This window comes from Brevundimonas sp. (assembly GCF_035626975.1).
Classification (GTDB): domain Bacteria; phylum Pseudomonadota; class Alphaproteobacteria; order Caulobacterales; family Caulobacteraceae; genus Brevundimonas.
In genome coordinates, this window is the sequence record NZ_DASPMQ010000058.1 from 67,324 (window position 1) to 83,290 (window position 15,967).

The 15,967-nt window shown below is 66.9% G+C and carries 18 protein-coding genes; all 18 read right to left on the reverse strand.

Annotated elements, in window-relative coordinates:
• The gene (gene nuoN / locus VEB62_RS15285; RefSeq protein ID WP_324801610.1) at positions 1-1,443 is read right to left on the reverse strand and encodes an NADH-quinone oxidoreductase subunit NuoN; all 1,443 of its coding nucleotides are present in this window, start codon (positions 1,441-1,443) and stop codon (positions 1-3) included.
• Between the two features lie 7 nt (positions 1,444-1,450).
• Entirely contained in the window at positions 1,451-2,929 is a 1,479-nt protein-coding gene (locus tag VEB62_RS15290) for an NADH-quinone oxidoreductase subunit M (protein ID WP_324801745.1), read from the reverse strand.
• An 11-nt stretch (positions 2,930-2,940) separates the two neighbouring features.
• Positions 2,941-5,010, reverse strand: coding sequence for an NADH-quinone oxidoreductase subunit L (gene nuoL, locus VEB62_RS15295; RefSeq protein WP_324801613.1), 2,070 nt, complete (start codon positions 5,008-5,010; stop codon positions 2,941-2,943).
• 2 nt (positions 5,011-5,012) lie between these two features.
• Positions 5,013-5,321, reverse strand: coding sequence for an NADH-quinone oxidoreductase subunit NuoK (nuoK, locus tag VEB62_RS15300; protein WP_324801617.1), 309 nt, complete (start codon positions 5,319-5,321; stop codon positions 5,013-5,015).
• Positions 5,321-5,947, reverse strand: coding sequence for an NADH-quinone oxidoreductase subunit J (locus tag VEB62_RS15305; protein WP_324801620.1), 627 nt, complete (start codon positions 5,945-5,947; stop codon positions 5,321-5,323). Before VEB62_RS15305 ends, nuoK begins: the two co-directional genes overlap by 1 nt.
• Positions 5,948-6,021: 74 nt before the next feature.
• Complete coding sequence (nuoI, locus tag VEB62_RS15310) at positions 6,022-6,513, reverse strand: NADH-quinone oxidoreductase subunit NuoI (protein ID WP_324801622.1); 492 nt, start codon at positions 6,511-6,513, stop codon at positions 6,022-6,024.
• Positions 6,513-6,824, reverse strand: coding sequence for a hypothetical protein (locus VEB62_RS15315; RefSeq protein ID WP_324801625.1), 312 nt, complete (start codon positions 6,822-6,824; stop codon positions 6,513-6,515). Before VEB62_RS15315 ends, nuoI begins: the two co-directional genes overlap by 1 nt.
• A complete protein-coding gene (locus tag VEB62_RS15320; RefSeq protein ID WP_324801628.1) occupies positions 6,821-7,048 on the reverse strand; it encodes a hypothetical protein in 228 nt (75 codons plus the stop codon). The genes VEB62_RS15315 and VEB62_RS15320 overlap by 4 nt, the downstream gene beginning before the upstream one ends.
• Positions 7,045-8,232, reverse strand: coding sequence for an NADH-quinone oxidoreductase subunit NuoH (nuoH, locus tag VEB62_RS15325; protein ID WP_414642061.1), 1,188 nt, complete (start codon positions 8,230-8,232; stop codon positions 7,045-7,047). The genes VEB62_RS15320 and nuoH overlap by 4 nt, the downstream gene beginning before the upstream one ends.
• 3 nt (positions 8,233-8,235) lie before the next feature.
• The gene (gene nuoG / locus VEB62_RS15330; protein WP_324801630.1) at positions 8,236-10,281 is read right to left on the reverse strand and encodes an NADH-quinone oxidoreductase subunit NuoG; all 2,046 of its coding nucleotides are present in this window, start codon (positions 10,279-10,281) and stop codon (positions 8,236-8,238) included.
• 37 nt (positions 10,282-10,318) lie between these two features.
• Positions 10,319-10,774, reverse strand: a complete 456-nt coding sequence (locus VEB62_RS15335; RefSeq protein ID WP_324801633.1) for a TM2 domain-containing protein — start codon at positions 10,772-10,774, stop codon at positions 10,319-10,321.
• A gap of 66 nt (positions 10,775-10,840) precedes the next feature.
• Positions 10,841-11,347: a hypothetical protein gene (locus VEB62_RS15340; protein WP_324801636.1), complete on the reverse strand. Its 507-nt coding sequence runs from the start codon at positions 11,345-11,347 to the stop codon at positions 10,841-10,843.
• On the reverse strand, positions 11,344-11,850 hold the full coding sequence (locus tag VEB62_RS15345; RefSeq protein ID WP_324801639.1) for a hypothetical protein: 507 nt from the start codon (positions 11,848-11,850) through the stop codon (positions 11,344-11,346). Before VEB62_RS15345 ends, VEB62_RS15340 begins: the two co-directional genes overlap by 4 nt.
• A gap of 2 nt (positions 11,851-11,852) precedes the next feature.
• On the reverse strand, positions 11,853-13,166 hold the full coding sequence (nuoF, locus tag VEB62_RS15350) for an NADH-quinone oxidoreductase subunit NuoF (protein ID WP_324801642.1): 1,314 nt from the start codon (positions 13,164-13,166) through the stop codon (positions 11,853-11,855).
• Between the two features lie 3 nt (positions 13,167-13,169).
• Positions 13,170-13,436 (reverse strand): hypothetical protein, encoded by a 267-nt coding sequence (locus VEB62_RS15355; RefSeq protein ID WP_324801644.1) that lies wholly within the window; start codon positions 13,434-13,436, stop codon positions 13,170-13,172.
• Positions 13,433-14,095, reverse strand: coding sequence for an NADH-quinone oxidoreductase subunit NuoE (nuoE, locus tag VEB62_RS15360; RefSeq protein WP_324801647.1), 663 nt, complete (start codon positions 14,093-14,095; stop codon positions 13,433-13,435). Before nuoE ends, VEB62_RS15355 begins: the two co-directional genes overlap by 4 nt.
• Positions 14,092-15,309: an NADH-quinone oxidoreductase subunit D gene (locus tag VEB62_RS15365; protein ID WP_414642064.1), complete on the reverse strand. Its 1,218-nt coding sequence runs from the start codon at positions 15,307-15,309 to the stop codon at positions 14,092-14,094. Before VEB62_RS15365 ends, nuoE begins: the two co-directional genes overlap by 4 nt.
• A gap of 47 nt (positions 15,310-15,356) precedes the next feature.
• Positions 15,357-15,953: an NADH-quinone oxidoreductase subunit C gene (locus VEB62_RS15370; protein WP_324801752.1), complete on the reverse strand. Its 597-nt coding sequence runs from the start codon at positions 15,951-15,953 to the stop codon at positions 15,357-15,359.
• Positions 15,954-15,967: the final 14 nt, after the last annotated feature.

Sequence of the window (15,967 nt, forward strand, 5' to 3'; positions counted from 1 at the left end):
CTACCCGGCTCCGAAACCGACGGCGGCGGCGACGGTCAGCGGCTCCAGCCAGGTCAGGCCGATGATGACCAGCGGGAAGGCGAAGGCGGCGCAGGCCCAGGCGATGGTCTTCGCCTCGATCGGCGCCCAGTCCGTCCCCGCCTGGTCCGGCGCCGGGTCGAACCACATCAGCTTGATGATCCGCAGATAGTAGAAGCCCGCCACGACCGAGGCGATGAGGCCCGCGGCGCCGACCATCCAGTAGCCGGCGTCGGCGGCGGCGCCGAACACGGCCCATTTGCCCCAGAAGCCTGACAGCGGCGGCATGCCCAGCACCGAAAGGCAGAGCACGGTCAGGGCCAGGGTGGTCACCGGCCGTTCTTTCCGCAGCCCGGCGAAGTCGGCGATGGTGCGGATCGGCCGGCCGTTGCGGCCCAGCGACAGCAGAATGGCGAAGAAGCCGAACTGGTCGATGACGTACAGGGTCATGAACAGCAGCATCGACTGGACGCCCAGCGTCGTGCCCGCCGCGATACCCAGCAGGGCGTAACCGATGTTGGCGATCGACGAATAGGCCAGCAGGCGCTGGAGGTCCCTCTGCGCCAGGCCGCCGAAGGCCCCGACCACGAACGAGATCAGCGAGATCAGGATCAGCACCTGGGCCCACTGGTCATGGGAGCCGGCGAAGGCGCCCTCCAGCGTGCGGGCGATCAGCACCATGGCCGCGACCTTGGGCGCGGTGGCGAACAGGGCCACGACCGGCGTCGGCGCGCCCTCGTAGACGTCGGGCGTCCACATGTGGAACGGCGCGGCCGAGACCTTGAAGGCCAGGCCGCAGATCAGGAACACCAGGCCGAAGACCAGGCCGGTCGACGGATTGGTGGCGGCGTAGGTGGCGATGTCCTCGAACCGCATCGAACCGGCGAAGCCGTAGATCAGGCTCGCGCCGTACAGCAGCAAGCCGGACGACAGGGCGCCGAGCACGAAATACTTCAGCCCCGCCTCGGACGCCTTCAGGTCGTCGCGGTGGAAGGCCGCCAGCACATACAGGGCCAGCGAGTGCAGCTCGATGCCGACGTAGAGCGAGATCAGGTCTCCCGAGGAGGCCATCATGCCCATGCCCGCCGAGGCGAGCACGATCAGCACCGGGTATTCGAAGCGGGCGATGCGCGCGCGCTTCATCCAGCCGTCGCCGAGCACCACGGCCACGGCGCTGGACAGGAAGATCAGCGTCTTGCCGTAGACCGCCAGCGGATCGGCCACATAGGCGCCGTTGAAGGCCTGGCCCAGCGGACCGGTCACGGCCAGGGCCGTGGCCCCGAGCAGCAGCAGCACCGACAGGACGGACACGGCGCGCGCGCTCTTCTCGCCGGCGAAGGCGCCGACCATCAGGAGCACGAGGCCCCCGACCGCGAGGGCGGCTTCCGGAGCCGAGAGCTGAAGGGCGGAGATAAGATCAGGCATCATGGTCTCACCCGCCGATCGCAAGTTGATAGGCGGAGGTCAGGGCCTCGACCGAGGCGGCGGTGTAGTCCAGCACCAGGCCGGGCTGGACGCCCAGCCAGATCGTGCCGAGGATCAGCGGGACGAAGATCAGCAGCTCGCGCTTGTCGACGTCGGTGATGGCCTTCATCGCCGGGTTGGTGATCTCGCCGAACATGACGTTGCGGTACAGGGTCAGCGCATAGACCGCCGAGAAGATCACGCCCGAGGCGGCGAACAGGGCCGTCCCGGTCGAGACCTGGTAGATCCCCGTCATCGTCAGGATCTCGCCGATGAAGCCCGAGGTGCCCGGCAGGCCGACGTTGGCCATGGTGAACAGCATGAAGATGGCCGCGAACCACGGCATCCGCGCGGTCAGGCCGCCGTAGAGGGCGATCTCGCGGGTGTGCATCCGGTCGTAGACCACGCCGACGCAGAGGAAGAGCGCGCCCGAAATCAGGCCGTGGCTCAGCATCTGGAACACCGCGCCCTGCACGCCCTGATCATTGCCGGCGAAGATGCCCATGGTCACAAAGCCCATGTGCGCCACCGACGAATAGGCGATCAGCTTCTTCATGTCGGTCTGCCGGAAGGCGACCAGCGAGGTGTAGACGATGGCGATCGCCGACAGCACGAAGATCAGGGGCGCGAACATCTGCGACGCCTGCGGGAACATCGGCAGGTTAAACAGGATGAAGCCGTAGCCGCCCAGCTTCAGCAGAATGCCGGCCAGGATGACCGAGCCCGCCGTCGGCGCCTGCACGTGGGCGTCCGGAAGCCAGGTATGGACCGGCCACATCGGCATCTTGACCGCGAACGAGGCGAAGAAGGCCAGCCAGAGCAGCGGCTGGGCGTAGGCGGGGAAGGCGAAGGTCTTCAGCTCGGGAATGCTGGTGGTGCCGGCCGTATGCGCCATCCACAGCATGGCCAGCAGCATCAGGACCGACCCGAGCAGGGTGTAGAGGAAGAATTTGTAGGCCGCGTAGATGCGGTTCGCCCCGCCCCACACCCCGATGATGATGAACATCGGCACCAGGGTGCCTTCGAAGAAGATGTAGAACAGGAACAGGTCCAGCGACGTGAACACGCCGATGCACAGCGTCTCCAGCACCAGGAAGGCGATCATGTAATCGACGACCCGCTCCTTGATCGTCGTCCAGCTGGCGAGGATGCACAGCGGCATCAGGAAGGCGGTCAGCAGCACGAACAGGACCGAAATCCCGTCCACGCCCATGTGGTATTCGGCGCCGGCGAACCAGACGTATCGCTCGACGAACTGATAGGCCGCGCTCGACGCGTCGACGCCCGCGACCAGCACGCCCGAGACGGCGAGGGTCGCCAGCGTCGTGATCAGGGCGACCCAGCGGGCGGCGCCGGCCGCCTCGCCCTTGCCGAGCAGACGAACGAGCAGGATCAGCCCCGCCCCGACCAGGGGCAGGAAGGTGACGACGCTCAGGATGAAGGGGATCTGGGGCAAGATCAGGCTCCCCACGCATAGATGGCGTAGGCGAGGAAACCGGCCACGCCGAGCAGCATCACGAACGCATAGTGGTAGACATAGCCGGACTGGAGCTTGGCCAGCCGGGCGGCGGATTTCAGCGAGGCCCAGGCGGCGCCGTTCGGACCGAGGCCGTCGATGATCTTCATGTCGCCGACCTTCCAGAACAGGTCGCCGGCCGCCTTGGCGCCGCGCACGAAGACGAAGTCGTAAATCTCGTCGAAATACCACTTGTTATAGAGGAAGGCGTGGACCACGCCGCCCCGCTCGGCCATGCGGCGCGCCATGCCTTCCTTGAGGACGTAGAGCCACCAGGCGGCGAAGGTGCCGATCAGGGTCAGCACCAGCGGCGACCAGACCACCCAGGTCGGGACCTCGTGGGCCTCGTGCAGGACATGATTGTGCGGGCCGTTGAAGATGGCGCCGCGCCAGAACTCGCCCTCGTGATGCCCGGTGAAGAACCCTTCGAACATGAAGCCGGCGGCGACCGCGCCGACCGACAGCACCAGCAGCGGCACAAGCATGACCCATGGGCTCTCATGCGGCTTCAGCGGGCCGTGGTGCGCGTGGTCGTCATGTGCGTCGCCGATCGGCTCCGAATGCGTCTCGAGCTGGGCGTGCGAGGCGTGGTCGTCCTCGTGATGGGCGCCCTCCTCCTTCCACACCGGCTTGTTGTGGAAGGTCATGAACACCAGCCGCCACGAATAGTAGGCGGTCAGGCCGGCGGCGAAGATGCCGACCAGGAAGGCGAACAGGCCCATGGCCGAATGGCCGGAAGCCGCCGCCGCCCAGGCGCTCTCGATGACGATGTCCTTGGAGTAGAAGCCGGCGAAGCCGCCGATCCCGGGAATGCCGAGGCCGGTGATGGCGATGGTGCCGATGGTCATCACCGCATAGGTGACCGGCAGCAGCTTCCACAGCCCGCCCATCTGCCGCATGTCCTGCTCGTGGTGCATGCCATGGATCACCGAGCCGGCCCCGAGGAACAGCAGGGCCTTGAAGAAGGCGTGGGTGAACAGGTGGAACATGGCCGCCTCATAGGCGCCTACGCCCGCAGCGAAGAACATGTAGCCGAGCTGCGAACAGGTCGAATAGGCGATGACCCGCTTGATGTCGTTCTGGGCCAGGCCGACCGTGGCGGCGAACAGGGCCGTGACCGCGCCGGTCAGGGCGATGACCGAGGCCGCCAGCGGCGCGTACTCGTAGATCGGCGACAGCAGGCAGACCATGTAGACGCCGGCCGTGACCATGGTCGCGGCGTGGATCAGGGCCGACACCGGCGTCGGGCCCTCCATGGCGTCCGGCAGCCAGGTGTGCAGGAAGAACTGAGCCGACTTGCCCATGGCGCCGATGAACAGCAGCACGCCGGCGAGGTCGAGCGCCGACCAGGTCTGGCCGAGGAACTCCCAGCCCGTGCCCTCGCGCGCGGCGATCATCGGGAACAGCTCGGCGAACTCGATGGTGCCGAACATCCAGAAGACGGTGAAGATGCCGAGGGCGAAACCGAAGTCGCCGACCCGGTTGACCACGAACGCCTTGATGGCGGCGGCCGAGGCGGTGGACTTCTTGTACCAGAAGCCGATCAGCAGATAGGAGGCCAGCCCCACCCCTTCCCAGCCGAAGAACAGCTGCATGAAGTCGGCGGCGGTGACCAGCGCCAGCATGGCGAAGGTGAACAGCGACAGATAGGCGAAGAACCGGGGCTTGTCGGGGTCCTCGGCCATGTAGCCCCAGCTGTAGAGGTGGACCAGCGAGGACACCGTGGTGACCACGACCAGCATGACCGCCGACAGGGCGTCGATGCGGATGGCCCAGTTCGACTGGAAGTCGCCGACGTGGATGAAGGGCGCGATATGGACCGTGAACGGTTCCAGATGGCCCCAGGTCCACTGGCTGAAGACGACCCACGCGATCGCGCACGAGAAGAACAGCAGGCCGGTGGTGATGGATTTGGACAGCAGGTCGCCCAGCCGCCGGCCGGACAGGCCGACGACGGCCGCGCCCAGCAGCGGGGCGAAGACGCCGAGAGTGACGAGAAGCTCGAGGTTCACGATCAGCCCTTCATGACCGAGGCGTCGTCGACGGCGATGTCGCCGCGATTGCGGAAGAAGGTCACCAGGATGGCCAGGCCGACGGCGGCCTCGGCCGCGGCGACGGTCAGGACGAACATGGCCATGACCTGGCCGGAGACGTCGTTGAGATAGGCCGAGAAGGCGACGAAATTGATGTTCACCGCCAGCAGGATCATCTCGATCGACATCAGGATGATGATGACGTTCTTGCGGTTCACGAAGATGCCGAAGACGCCGATGGTGAACAGGATGGCGGCGACCGCCAGATAGTGCTGCAGGGTGATTTCCATCAGATCAGATCCTCGGCGGAGACGCCCGCGCCGCTGGTCGCGCCCTTGACCTCGACGGCGGTCTTCCGGTCGCGATTGACCTGGTCGTGGGCCTTCTGGCGCTTGATGTTGGGCTTGTGGCGCAGGGTCAGGACGATGGCCCCGATCATGGCGATCAGCAGCACGATCCCCGCCGCCTGGAAGATGTAGACGTAGTCGGTATAGAGCACCCGCCCGATGGCCTCGGCGTTGGTGGCGTCGGAGGCCGCCACGGCCGGGGCGGTCGCGTCGGAGGCGGCCCCGCCGTTCACGACGACCAGCGAGACAGTGATCATCTCGGCCAGCAGCACGCCCGCGACGATCGCCGCCAGCGGCAGGTAGCGCGCATAGCCCTCGCGCAGCCGCACGAAGTCGACGTCCAGCATCATGACAACGAACAGGAACAGCACGGCCACGGCGCCGACGTAGACCACGACCAGCAGCATCGCCAGGAACTCCGCGCCCAGCAGGACGAACAGCCCCGCCGACGAAAAGAAGGTCAGGATCAGCCACAGCACGCTGTGCACGGGGTTCTTCGCGGTGACGACCATCAGGCCGCCCACCACGGCCACCGCCGCCAGCAGATAGAAGGCGATTCCTTGCAACATCTGAGGCCTGCGCCCCTTTCGGTTATGGGCGGCGATCCCCGCTGGAATCGCCCGGCCCGTTCAGCGGTTGCGCCTTAACGGTAAGGCGCGTCGAGTTCCAGATTCTTCGCGATCAGCCGTTCCCAGCGGTCGCCGTTCGCGAGCAGTCGTTCCTTGTCGTAGAGCAGCTCTTCCCGGGTCTCGACGGTGAACTCCGAGTTCGGGCCCTCGACGATGGCGTCCACCGGGCACGCCTCCTGGCACAGGCCGCAATAGATGCATTTGACCATGTCGATGTCGTAGCGGGTCGTGCGGCGGCTGCCGTCGGCGCGCGGCTCGGCCTCGATGGTGATGGCCTGGGCCGGGCAGATGGCCTCGCACAGCTTGCAGGCGATGCAGCGTTCCTCGCCGTTCGGATAGCGGCGCAGAACGTGCTCGCCCCGGAAGCGCGGCGACTGCGGGTTACGCTCGAACGGATAGTTCACGGTGGCCTTGGGCCGCGCCATGTATTTCAGCGACAGACCGATGGCGCCGATGACGTCCAGCATCATCGCGCCTTTGGTCGCCTGGACGAGGCGGGTGAACATCAGAAAGCGCTCCAGGAAATCAGGCACGACCCATCAGGATATTTTTCGACCACCCGGGCATGCTGCGACAGCTGCGAGCCATCGCATTCCCCCGGATTGCGCGAAACCGTTCGCCCGCTGTCGCAGTTCGCGCTGGTCGAATTGCGCCTCATCTCGGCGAGGCACCGGGCGTGCTGCCGCGCCGCTTCGCGCTCGATGGCCTGCTGGCGCCGTTCCCACTGATAGACCGACACCGGCTCGGCCTCGTAGGTCGGGACGGTGCAGGCCGTCAACGCCGCCGCGGCCAGCAGAAGAGTCATCGACCGGATCATCGGTCCCTCCTGACCACGGTTTCGCAGCCTTCCGGCTGGTCGTCGCGATCGGCGCGGCTGTCCCGACAGGCCGGATGCATCCGGTCCGCTTCCGAACGGGCCCGCTCGGCCCGATCCAGCGAACCGGCCGTGGTCGTCTCTTCCTCACGCCCGAAGCTGAAGGCGCAGCCGCCCACGGCGACCGAGGCGGCCATCAGGCCGGCAAGGACGAGGCCCCGGCTCATGCACTCACCCCGAACACGCGCCAGGCGGCGACGACGACGACGGCGACCAGCGAGGTCGGCAGGAATATCTTCCAGCCCAGACGCATCAGCTGGTCGTAGCGGTAGCGGGGCACGAAGGCCTTCACCAGGGCGATCATGGCGAACCAGAAGATGATCTTTGCGAAGAACACCAGGAAGTAGAACAGGTTGGCCACGAACTCCGGCCAGTCGTTGAGGAAGTCGGTCGGGAAGCCCGGGTGCCAGCCGCCGAAGAACAGCAGGCTGATCATGGCGCACATGAAGACGATGTTGGCGTATTCGCCGATCATGAACAGCAGGTACGGCGTCGAGCTGTACTCGACCTGGTAGCCGGCCACGAGCTCGGACTCCGCCTCCGGCAGGTCGAACGGCGGGCGGTTGGTCTCGGCCAGGGCCGAGACGAAGAAGATGATCGCCATCGGGAACATCACCACGATGGTCGGCAGGGTCGCCAGGCCGCCCCCGAATGCGAACCAATTCCAGATCCAGCCGCCCTGCTGGGTGACGATCTGGGTCAGGTTCATCGTCCCGGACAGCAGGATGACGTTGATGATCACCAGGCCGATGGAGACCTCATAGGAGACCATCTGCGCCGCCGACCGCAGCGAGCCCAGGAACGGGTACTTCGAGTTCGAGGCCCAGCCGCCCATGATGATGCCGTACACGCCCAGCGAGCTGATCGCGAAGATGTACAGGATGCCGACGTTGAGGTCGGAGATGACCCAGCCCGGCGCGAACGGGATCGCCGCCCAGGCGATGAAGGCCAGCACGAAGGTCAGCAGCGGCGCGAGCAGGAAGACCAGCTTGTCGGCGCCGGCCGGGACGACGATCTCCTTCAGCACGAATTTGAAGAAGTCGGCGAACGACTGCAGCAGACCGAACGGACCCACGACGTTGGGCCCTTTGCGCATCTGCACGCCCGCCCAGATCTTGCGGTCGGCCAGCAGCAGGAAGGCCAGCGAGATCAGGATGCCGACCGTGACGAGCAGGATGCCGCCCGCGGTGATCAGCGTCCATCCGACCGGGCTCGACCAGAAGGTGGGCGGGATCAGTCCCCACAGCCAGACCGCCAGCCAGGCGAGGCCGCCCGCGACCGCCAGACCGACCACGGTCAGGAAGACCACGGCCAGCGGGTTCTTCGGACGGGAAGGAACGACGTCGGTCATCGGTTACTCCGCCGCCATCGCGACCGGCGCCACCCGCAGGGCGGACAGTTCGGCCATCGTCACGCTGGCGCGCGCGATCGGGTTGTTGAGATACGGGTCACGGACCGCCGAATGGAAGGCGACGTCGCCGAGCTCGCCCTTCCTTCCGAGCGAACCCACGTCGAACGAGGCCGCCGCCGGCAGGTAGTCGATCCGCCCGAAAGTCGGATGATCGGCCATCAGCTTCGCGCGCAGGGCGTCCAGGGTGTCGTACGGCAGGGTCTGGCCGACCTGCGCCGACAGGGCCCGCAGGATGGCCCAGTCGTCCTTGGCCTGGCCCTTCGGGAAGACGGCGCGCTCGGCCATCTGCACCCGGCCTTCGGTATTGACGTACAGGCCCGGCTTCTCGGTGTAGGCGGCGCCGGGCAGGATGACGTCGGCGCCGTGCGCGCCGCGGTCCCCGTGGCTGCCCAGATAGACGCGGAAAGCCTTCGACTTCGACAGCTCGATCTCGTCGGCGCCCAGCAGGAACAGCACGTCCAGCGCGCCCTTGCCGACCATCTGCGCGGCGGTCAGGCCGCCCTCGCCAGGCACGAAACCCATGTCGAGACCGGCGACGCGCGAGGCGGCGGTGTGCAGGACATTGAATCCGTTCCAGCCCTCGGTCACGACGCCGACCTTCTTCGCCAGCGCGCCGAGCGCGTTCAGCACGGCCGGACCGGTCTCGCCGGTCAGGGCCCCCGCGCCGACGATGATCGCCGGCCGCTCGGCCTTCGTGAGGAAGTCCATCGCCGCCTTGGGCAGCTTGCCCAGCGTCTTCGAACCGGCGCCGAGCCAGCTGTAGTCGAAGGTCAGATCGACCTGCTCCCCGATCACGCCGACCTGCGTCTTGCCGGCCAGCCATGCCTTGCGCAGGCGGGTGTTGAGCAGCGGCGCCTCGGTGCGCGGATTGGCCCCGACGACCAGGATGGCGTCCGCCTTTTCAATGCCCTGCAGACCGGAGTTGAACAGCCATCCCTCGCGCGGACCATCGCCCACCGCCGCGCCGTCCTGGCGGCAGTCGGTATTGGCCGAGCCGAGGGCGCGGAACAGGTCCAGCGCCGCCTTCATCGATTCCGCGTCCTGCAGGTCGCCGGCCACGACGCCGATCTTCTCCGGCTTCGCGGCCTTGATCTTCTCCGCCACGACGCCGAGCGCTTCCTCCCACGTCGCGGCGCGCAGCTTGCCGTTCTCGCGGACATAGGGCCGGTCGAGGCGCTGGCGTTGCAGGCCGTCGACGGCGTAGCGGCTGATGTCCGACAGCCACTCCTCGTTGACGCCCTCGTTGACGCGCGGCAGCACGCGCATGACCTCGGCGCCGCGGGCGTCGACGCGGATGTTCGAACCGAGCGCGTCCATGACGTCGATCGACTCGGTCTTCTTCAGCTCCCACGGGCGGTAGTGGTACTGCCACGGCCGGTGGGTCAGGGCGCCGACCGGGCACAGGTCGTTGACGTTGCCCGACAGCTCGCTGTCGACCGCCTTCTCCAGATAGGTCGTGATCTCGGCATCCTCGCCGCGCGAGATCATGCCGATGTCAGGAACCCCGGCCACTTCCGTCACGAACCTCACGCAGCGCGTGCACTGGATGCAGCGCGTCATGAAGGTCTTGATGGTCGGACCCATGTTCTTTTCTTCGACCGCGCGCTTGTTCTCCGCATAGCGGGAGCCATCGCGGCCATAGCCCATGGCCTGGTCCTGCAGGTCGCATTCGCCGCCCTGGTCGCAGATCGGGCAGTCCAGCGGGTGGTTGATGAGCAGGAACTCCATCACCCCTTCCCGCGCCTTCTTGACCATCGGCGTGTCGGTGAAGATTTCCTGGCCCTCGGCGGCCGGCAGGGCGCACGAGGCCTGCGGCTTCGGCGGCCCGGGCTTCACCTCGACCAGGCACATGCGGCAGTTGCCGGCGATCGACAGCCGCTCGTGATAGCAGAAGCGCGGGATCTCGTGCCCGGCGCGCTCGGCGACCTGCAGCACGGTCATGCCGGGCTCGAACTCGGTCTCTACGCCGTTGACTTTCGCGATGGGCATTCGCCGCGACCTCTGCGTTTCTTCTAAGCGAACCCGATCAGAACCAGGACTTGTTCCCCACGACGTAGTCGCGGTGGAACTCTGCGTCCGGCTTGACCAGGTAGATGATGAACTCGACGAAGGCGATCACGCCGACGATGAACGGAATGATCCCGAAGGTGATCCAGCCGACCGTGCCGCCCAGCAGCATCAGAACCCCGGCCGTCGTCTTGCCGAGGTAGAATTTGTGGATGCCGATCCAGCCAAGGAAGAAGGCCAGCAGGGCGGCGACGATCCTGTTCTTGTCGCCCGACAGGGCGCCGGCGTTGCTGGCGGTGACATAGATGTTGGTCGCCACGCTGTCGGTCACCTCGAAATCGACGTCGGCGCCGGCCAGGACGGCGCGCGCCTCGCCCATCAGTCCGCCACGCGTGAAGGTATACCGGGCGCCGTCGTCGCCGCTGATCAGGCCCGAACCGGTATAGTCGTCGTAACTCAGAACCTTGCCGCGCATGTCAGTCCCCCCGACTGCAGTTGGAAACCGGCGGGGCGCCGGTTTCGCGTGAAATTCGTCCGTCCATCAGGCGCCTCCGCCCGCGTTCGCCGGAACGGTCAGTTCCACGCGGTCGACCGTGCCGTCCGGCAGCGTCGTGTTGATGGTGATGGCCTCGCCGTCAAGGACGAAGCGCGTCACCGGATCGCCCGACTGGTTCATCCAGCGGTTCTGTTCAGTCGTGGGCGCGTCGACCGGCTTCCATGTGATCAGGTCGCCTTCGACGCGGCACTGGGCCCGACGGCGGCCGCTGTCGACCGGCGCGCGCCACGAGGCGTTGACGATCTCGCCCTCCAGACCGTCGATGCCGATGTCGCCGATCGCCTGTCCGTGGATGGCGGCCAGGCCGGCGCGGCAGACACGGCGCAGGTCCGCGGCGTCCAGCACCGCCGGTGCGGCGAGCGCGGCGTCGGTCTCGGGCGGCGTGGCGGAGACCACCTCCGCCGGCGTCGGCGCAGCCTCGTCCGCCCGCTCGCCGCAGGCGGCGAGGGTCAGCGCGGTCAGGGCGAGAATGGCAGGGAGCAGGGTCTTCATGCGGCGGCTCCCCACTCCACGCCGGACACCACGCCCGGCTGGGGCTCACCGGCAGTGAAGACCGTCAGCATACGACCGTCGGGCGCGCGCCAGGCAAGACGGCAAGGCCCGAGCCCGGCTCCCGCGCAGGCCTCGACCTCCGGCAGCACGACCAATTGGCTGCTACAGGCGCCCACGATCTGGCCGGTCTGGAACTCCTCGGGACAGACCTTGAAGCGTTCACTGTCTGCGGAGTTCGTATCGACAGGCTGGAAACCCGCTTTCAGAAGGCGGGCACGAACATCGAAGTACCGGCCGTCCACGTCAGGCAGTCCTTCGACCCGCACGCCCTTCTCGACGAGCTGATGCTCATAGGCGCCGCCTTCGAACATCGTGTCGCCGGTTCCGATCGCCGAAACAGTCTCCGCCTTCGTCTCCGCCGGCGTCGGCGCAGCCTCGTCCGCCCGCTCGCCGCAAGCGGCGAGGGAGAGGCTGGCCAGCATCAGGACGGCGATCCGGCGCATCGTTACTCCGCCGCGATCGCGTGGCCGGCGAAGTTCGCGCGGCGGCTGCGGTAGGAGGAGATGCGCTCCTCGATCTCGTGGCGGAAATGCCGGATCAGGCCCTGAACGGGCCAGGCGGCGGCGTCGCCGAGGGCGCAGATGGTGTGGCCCTCGATCTGGGTCGAGACCTCCAGCAGCAGGTCGATTTCGGTCGGGTCGGCCTCGCCGATGGCCATCCGCTCCAGCACGCGCCACATCCAGCCTGTGCCCTCGCGGCAGGGCGTGCACTGGCCGCAGCTCTCGTGCTTGTAGAAATAGCTGATGCGGGCGATGGCGCGGACCAGGTCGGTCGACTGGTCCATCACGATCACCGCCGCCGTGCCGAGGCCCGAGCGCATTTCGCGCAAGGAGTCGAAGTCCATCAGGGCGACTTCGGACATCTCTCTGGTGATCAGCGGCACCGACGAGCCGCCCGGGATCACGGCCTTCAGGTTGTCCCAGCCGCCGCGCACGCCGCCGCAATGCTCTTCCAGCAGCTGGCGCAGCGGGATCGACATCACCTCTTCGACGTTGCAGGGCCGGTTCACGTGGCCGCTGATCGACATGATCTTGGTGCCGGTGTTGTTTGGACGGCCGAAGCTGGCGAACCACTCGGCCCCGCGCCGCAGGATGGTCCCCACGACGGCGATCGACTCGACGTTGTTGACCGTGGTCGGGCAGCCGTACAGGCCGGCGCCGGCCGGGAACGGCGGCTTCAGACGCGGCTGGCCCTTCTTGCCCTCCAGGCTCTCCAGCAGCGCCGTTTCCTCGCCGCAGATATAGGCCCCGGCGCCGTGGTGGATGTAGACGTCGAAGTCCCAGCCATGGACGTTGTTCTTGCCGATCAGCCGGGCCTCATAGGCCTGCTTGACCGCCGCCTCCATCCGCTCGCGCTCAAGCACGTATTCGCCGCGCAGGTAGATGTAGCAGGCGTGGGCCTGCATCGCGAAGGAGGCGATCAGGCAGCCTTCGATCAGCAGGTGCGGATCGTGGCGCATGATCTCCCGGTCCTTGCAGGTCCCGGGTTCGGACTCGTCGGCGTTGACCACCAGATAGTGCGGCCGGTCCTTGAGTTCCTTCGGCATGAAGGACCACTTCAGCCCGGTCGAGAAGCCGGCGCCGCCGCGGCCGCGCAGACCCGAGTTCTTGACGTTGGTGATGATCCAGTCGCGCCCGAGGTCGAGCATGTCCTTCGTGGCGTTCCACGCGCCGCGGGTCTTCGCCCCGTCCAGCGTCCAGTCCTGGAAGCCGTACAGGTTGGTGAAGATGCGATCCTTGTCTTCGAGGATTCCGACCATGATTCAGTCCATCTCCCGCATGCGGCGGCGGTGATAACGGGTGCGCAGGAAGATGGCGGCCAGCATCAGGACCCAGCCGAAGGCGAGCGCCGAATAGCCGACGCCCTGGACCGCGGGTCCGGCGGCTCCGGCGTAGCCCGCGGCCCAGACGGCGATCGCGCCGAGGATCACCAGGGCGAAGCCGGCCAGCCGCTGGTTGCGGCCGACCGTGCGCAGTTCGGCGCGATACCGGGCGACGGCCGCGTCATCGGACAGTTCGGGGCGCGTCACGCGGACACCGGTTCGCTGTTGGGCAGCTTCTTGATCGGCTTGGCGGCCGAGCCGTCATAGAGTTTCGGATCGGTCAGGGTCAGGGCCCCGCCCTCCGGCTCCGAGCTGTGGCGGCCGACGCGGCTGCCCGGCTTTGGCGTCTTTCCGGCCGCGAAGTCGTCGATGACCTGCGCCATGCTCTCGGGCGTCAGGTCCTCGAAATAGTAGTCGTTGATCTGGGCCATCGGCGCATTGGCGCAGGCGCCCAGGCACTCGACCTCCTGCCAGGTGAAGCGGCCGTCGGCGCTCAGCACGTCCTTGGGACCGATCTTGTCCTTGCAGACCTTCATCAGGTCCCCTGCCCCGCGCAGCATGCACGGCGTGGTGCCGCACACCTGGATCAGGGCCGCCGAACCGACCGGAGCGAGCATGAACATGGTGTAGAAGGTCGCGACCTCCAGCACCCGGATGTAGGGCATGCCCAGCAGTTCGCCGATGGCGCGGATGGCGGGCTCGGAGACCCAGCCCTCCTGCTTCTGGACCAGCCACAGGATCGGGATCACCGCCGACTGACGACGGTCCTCGGGATATTTGGCGATCCACCAGTCGGCCTTGGCCTTCGTCGCCTTCGAGAAGGCGAACGAGGCGGGCTGTTCCTTGGCGAGACGACGAACGCTCATCGGTCCACTTCTCCGAAAACGATGTCGATGGAGCCGAGGATGGCGCTCACGTCGGCCAGCATGTGGCCGCGGTTCATCCAGTCCATGGCCTGCAGGTGGCGGAAGCCGGGGGCCGAAATCTTGACCCGGTACGGCTTGTTGCTGCCGTCCGAGACCAGATAGACGCCGAATTCGCCCTTGGGGGCCTCGACCGAGGCGTAGACCTCGCCCTCCGGCGTCCGGAAGCCCTCGGTATAGAGCTTGAAGTGGTGGATCAGCGATTCCATCGACCGCTTCATCTCGCCGCGCCGCGGCGGCACGATCTTGTTGTCCTCGGTGATGACCGGCTCGCCGGGGCAGTTGCGCAGCTTGTGGATGCACTGCTCCATGATCCGCACCGACTGCTTCATCTCCTCGATGCGGCACAGGTAGCGGTCCCAGCAGTCGCCGTTCTTGCCCACGGCGATGTCGAACTCGAGTTCGGCGTAGCATTCGTAGGGCTGCGATTTCCGCAGATCCCACGCGATGTCGGAGCCGCGCAGCATCACGCCGGTGAAGCCCCAGTCCAGCGCCTGCTGTTTGGTGACCACGCCGATGTCGACGTTGCGCTGCTTGAAGATGCGGTTCTCGGTGACGAGAGACTCGATGTCCTTCAGCGCCGCCGGGAATTCGAGGCACCAGCGTCCGATGTCGTCGATCAGGTCGGGCGGCAGGTCCTGGTGGACGCCGCCGGGCCGGAAATAGTTGGCGTGCAGACGGGCGCCCGAGGCGCGCTCGTAGAACACCATCAGCTTCTCGCGTTCCTCGAAGCCCCACAGCGGCGGGGTCAGGGCGCCGACGTCCATGGCCTGGGTGGTCACGTTCAGCAGGTGCGAGAGAATGCGGCCGATCTCGGAATATAGCACCCGGATCAGCTGGCCGCGGTACGGCACGTCCAAGCCCAGCAGCTTCTCGATGGCCAGGCAGAAGGCATGCTCCTGGTTCATCGGCGCGACGTAGTCGAGACGATCCAGGTACGGGATGTTCTGCAGGTAGGTGCGCGCCTCCATCAGCTTCTCGGTGCCGCGGTGCAGCAGGCCGATGTGCGGATCGACGCGAGTGACCAGTTCGCCGTCCAGCTCCAGCACCAGACGGAGCACGCCGTGCGCGGCCGGGTGCTGCGGGCCGAAATTGATCGTGAACTTGCGGTCGTCGAGCGCGCGCGCGTATGCGGTGCGCGGATCGTCCTCGAACATGTCCACGGACGCGCCCAGCGGCGCCGGAATGTGGGAACCCTCAGCCATCAGCCGTTCCCCTTCTCGTCGCCCGGCAACACCGGCAGCGGATACTCAGCGCCTTCCCACGGCGACTGGAAGTCGAAATTCCGGAACTCCTGGGTCAGCTTCACGGGCTCGTAGACCACGCGCTTCTGCGCCTCGTCGTAACGGACCTCGACATAGCCGGTCATCGGGAAGTCCTTGCGCAGCGGATGTCCCTGGAAGCCGTAGTCGGTCAGCAGCCGGCGCAGGTCCGGGTGACCCGAGAACAGCATGCCGTACATGTCGAAGGCCTCGCGCTCGAACCAGTCGGCGCAGGGGAAGACCGACACCACGCTGGGCACCGGCTGATGCTCGTCGGTCGTCACCTTGACCCGGACCCGAGCGTTCCGGGTCAGCGACAGCAGGTGATAGACCACCTCGAACCGCTCCTCGCGATCCGGGAAGTCGACGCCGCAGATGTCCAGCAACTGCTGGAAGCCGAAGCGGTCGCGCAGCGCCGTCAGCACCGCCGGGATGCTGTCGCGCTCGGCGATCAGCGTCAGTTCGCCAAAGGCCACCTGGGCCTGGACGCCCAGCGCGCCGACCATCTCCGCGCCGAGAGGCGTCAGGGCGGACTCCATGTCCGCGATACGGG

Excerpts from the sequence above, each read along its gene's own strand:
- nuoN (WP_324801610.1), bottom strand. The coding sequence starts at position 1,443 with ATGCCTGATCTTATCTCCGCCCTTCAGCTCTCGGCTCCGGAAGCCGCC.
- nuoK (WP_324801617.1), bottom strand. The coding sequence starts at position 5,321 with ATGGAAATCACCCTGCAGCACTATCTGGCGGTCGCCGCCATCCTGTTC.
- VEB62_RS15305 (WP_324801620.1), bottom strand. The coding sequence starts at position 5,947 with ATGTTGCAAGGAATCGCCTTCTATCTGCTGGCGGCGGTGGCCGTGGTG.
- nuoI (WP_324801622.1), bottom strand. The coding sequence starts at position 6,513 with ATGTTCACCCGCCTCGTCCAGGCGACCAAAGGCGCGATGATGCTGGAC.
- VEB62_RS15315 (WP_324801625.1), bottom strand. The coding sequence starts at position 6,824 with ATGATCCGGTCGATGACTCTTCTGCTGGCCGCGGCGGCGTTGACGGCC.
- VEB62_RS15320 (WP_324801628.1), bottom strand. The coding sequence starts at position 7,048 with ATGAGCCGGGGCCTCGTCCTTGCCGGCCTGATGGCCGCCTCGGTCGCC.
- nuoH (WP_414642061.1), bottom strand. The coding sequence starts at position 8,232 with ATGACCGACGTCGTTCCTTCCCGTCCGAAGAACCCGCTGGCCGTGGTC.
- nuoG (WP_324801630.1), bottom strand. The coding sequence starts at position 10,281 with ATGCCCATCGCGAAAGTCAACGGCGTAGAGACCGAGTTCGAGCCCGGC.
- VEB62_RS15335 (WP_324801633.1), bottom strand. The coding sequence starts at position 10,774 with ATGCGCGGCAAGGTTCTGAGTTACGACGACTATACCGGTTCGGGCCTG.
- VEB62_RS15340 (WP_324801636.1), bottom strand. The coding sequence starts at position 11,347 with ATGAAGACCCTGCTCCCTGCCATTCTCGCCCTGACCGCGCTGACCCTC.
- VEB62_RS15345 (WP_324801639.1), bottom strand. The coding sequence starts at position 11,850 with ATGCGCCGGATCGCCGTCCTGATGCTGGCCAGCCTCTCCCTCGCCGCT.
- nuoF (WP_324801642.1), bottom strand. The coding sequence starts at position 13,166 with ATGGTCGGAATCCTCGAAGACAAGGATCGCATCTTCACCAACCTGTAC.
- nuoE (WP_324801647.1), bottom strand. The coding sequence starts at position 14,095 with ATGAGCGTTCGTCGTCTCGCCAAGGAACAGCCCGCCTCGTTCGCCTTC.
- VEB62_RS15365 (WP_414642064.1), bottom strand. The coding sequence starts at position 15,309 with ATGTTCGAGGACGATCCGCGCACCGCATACGCGCGCGCGCTCGACGAC.
- VEB62_RS15370 (WP_324801752.1), bottom strand. The coding sequence starts at position 15,953 with ATGGAGTCCGCCCTGACGCCTCTCGGCGCGGAGATGGTCGGCGCGCTG.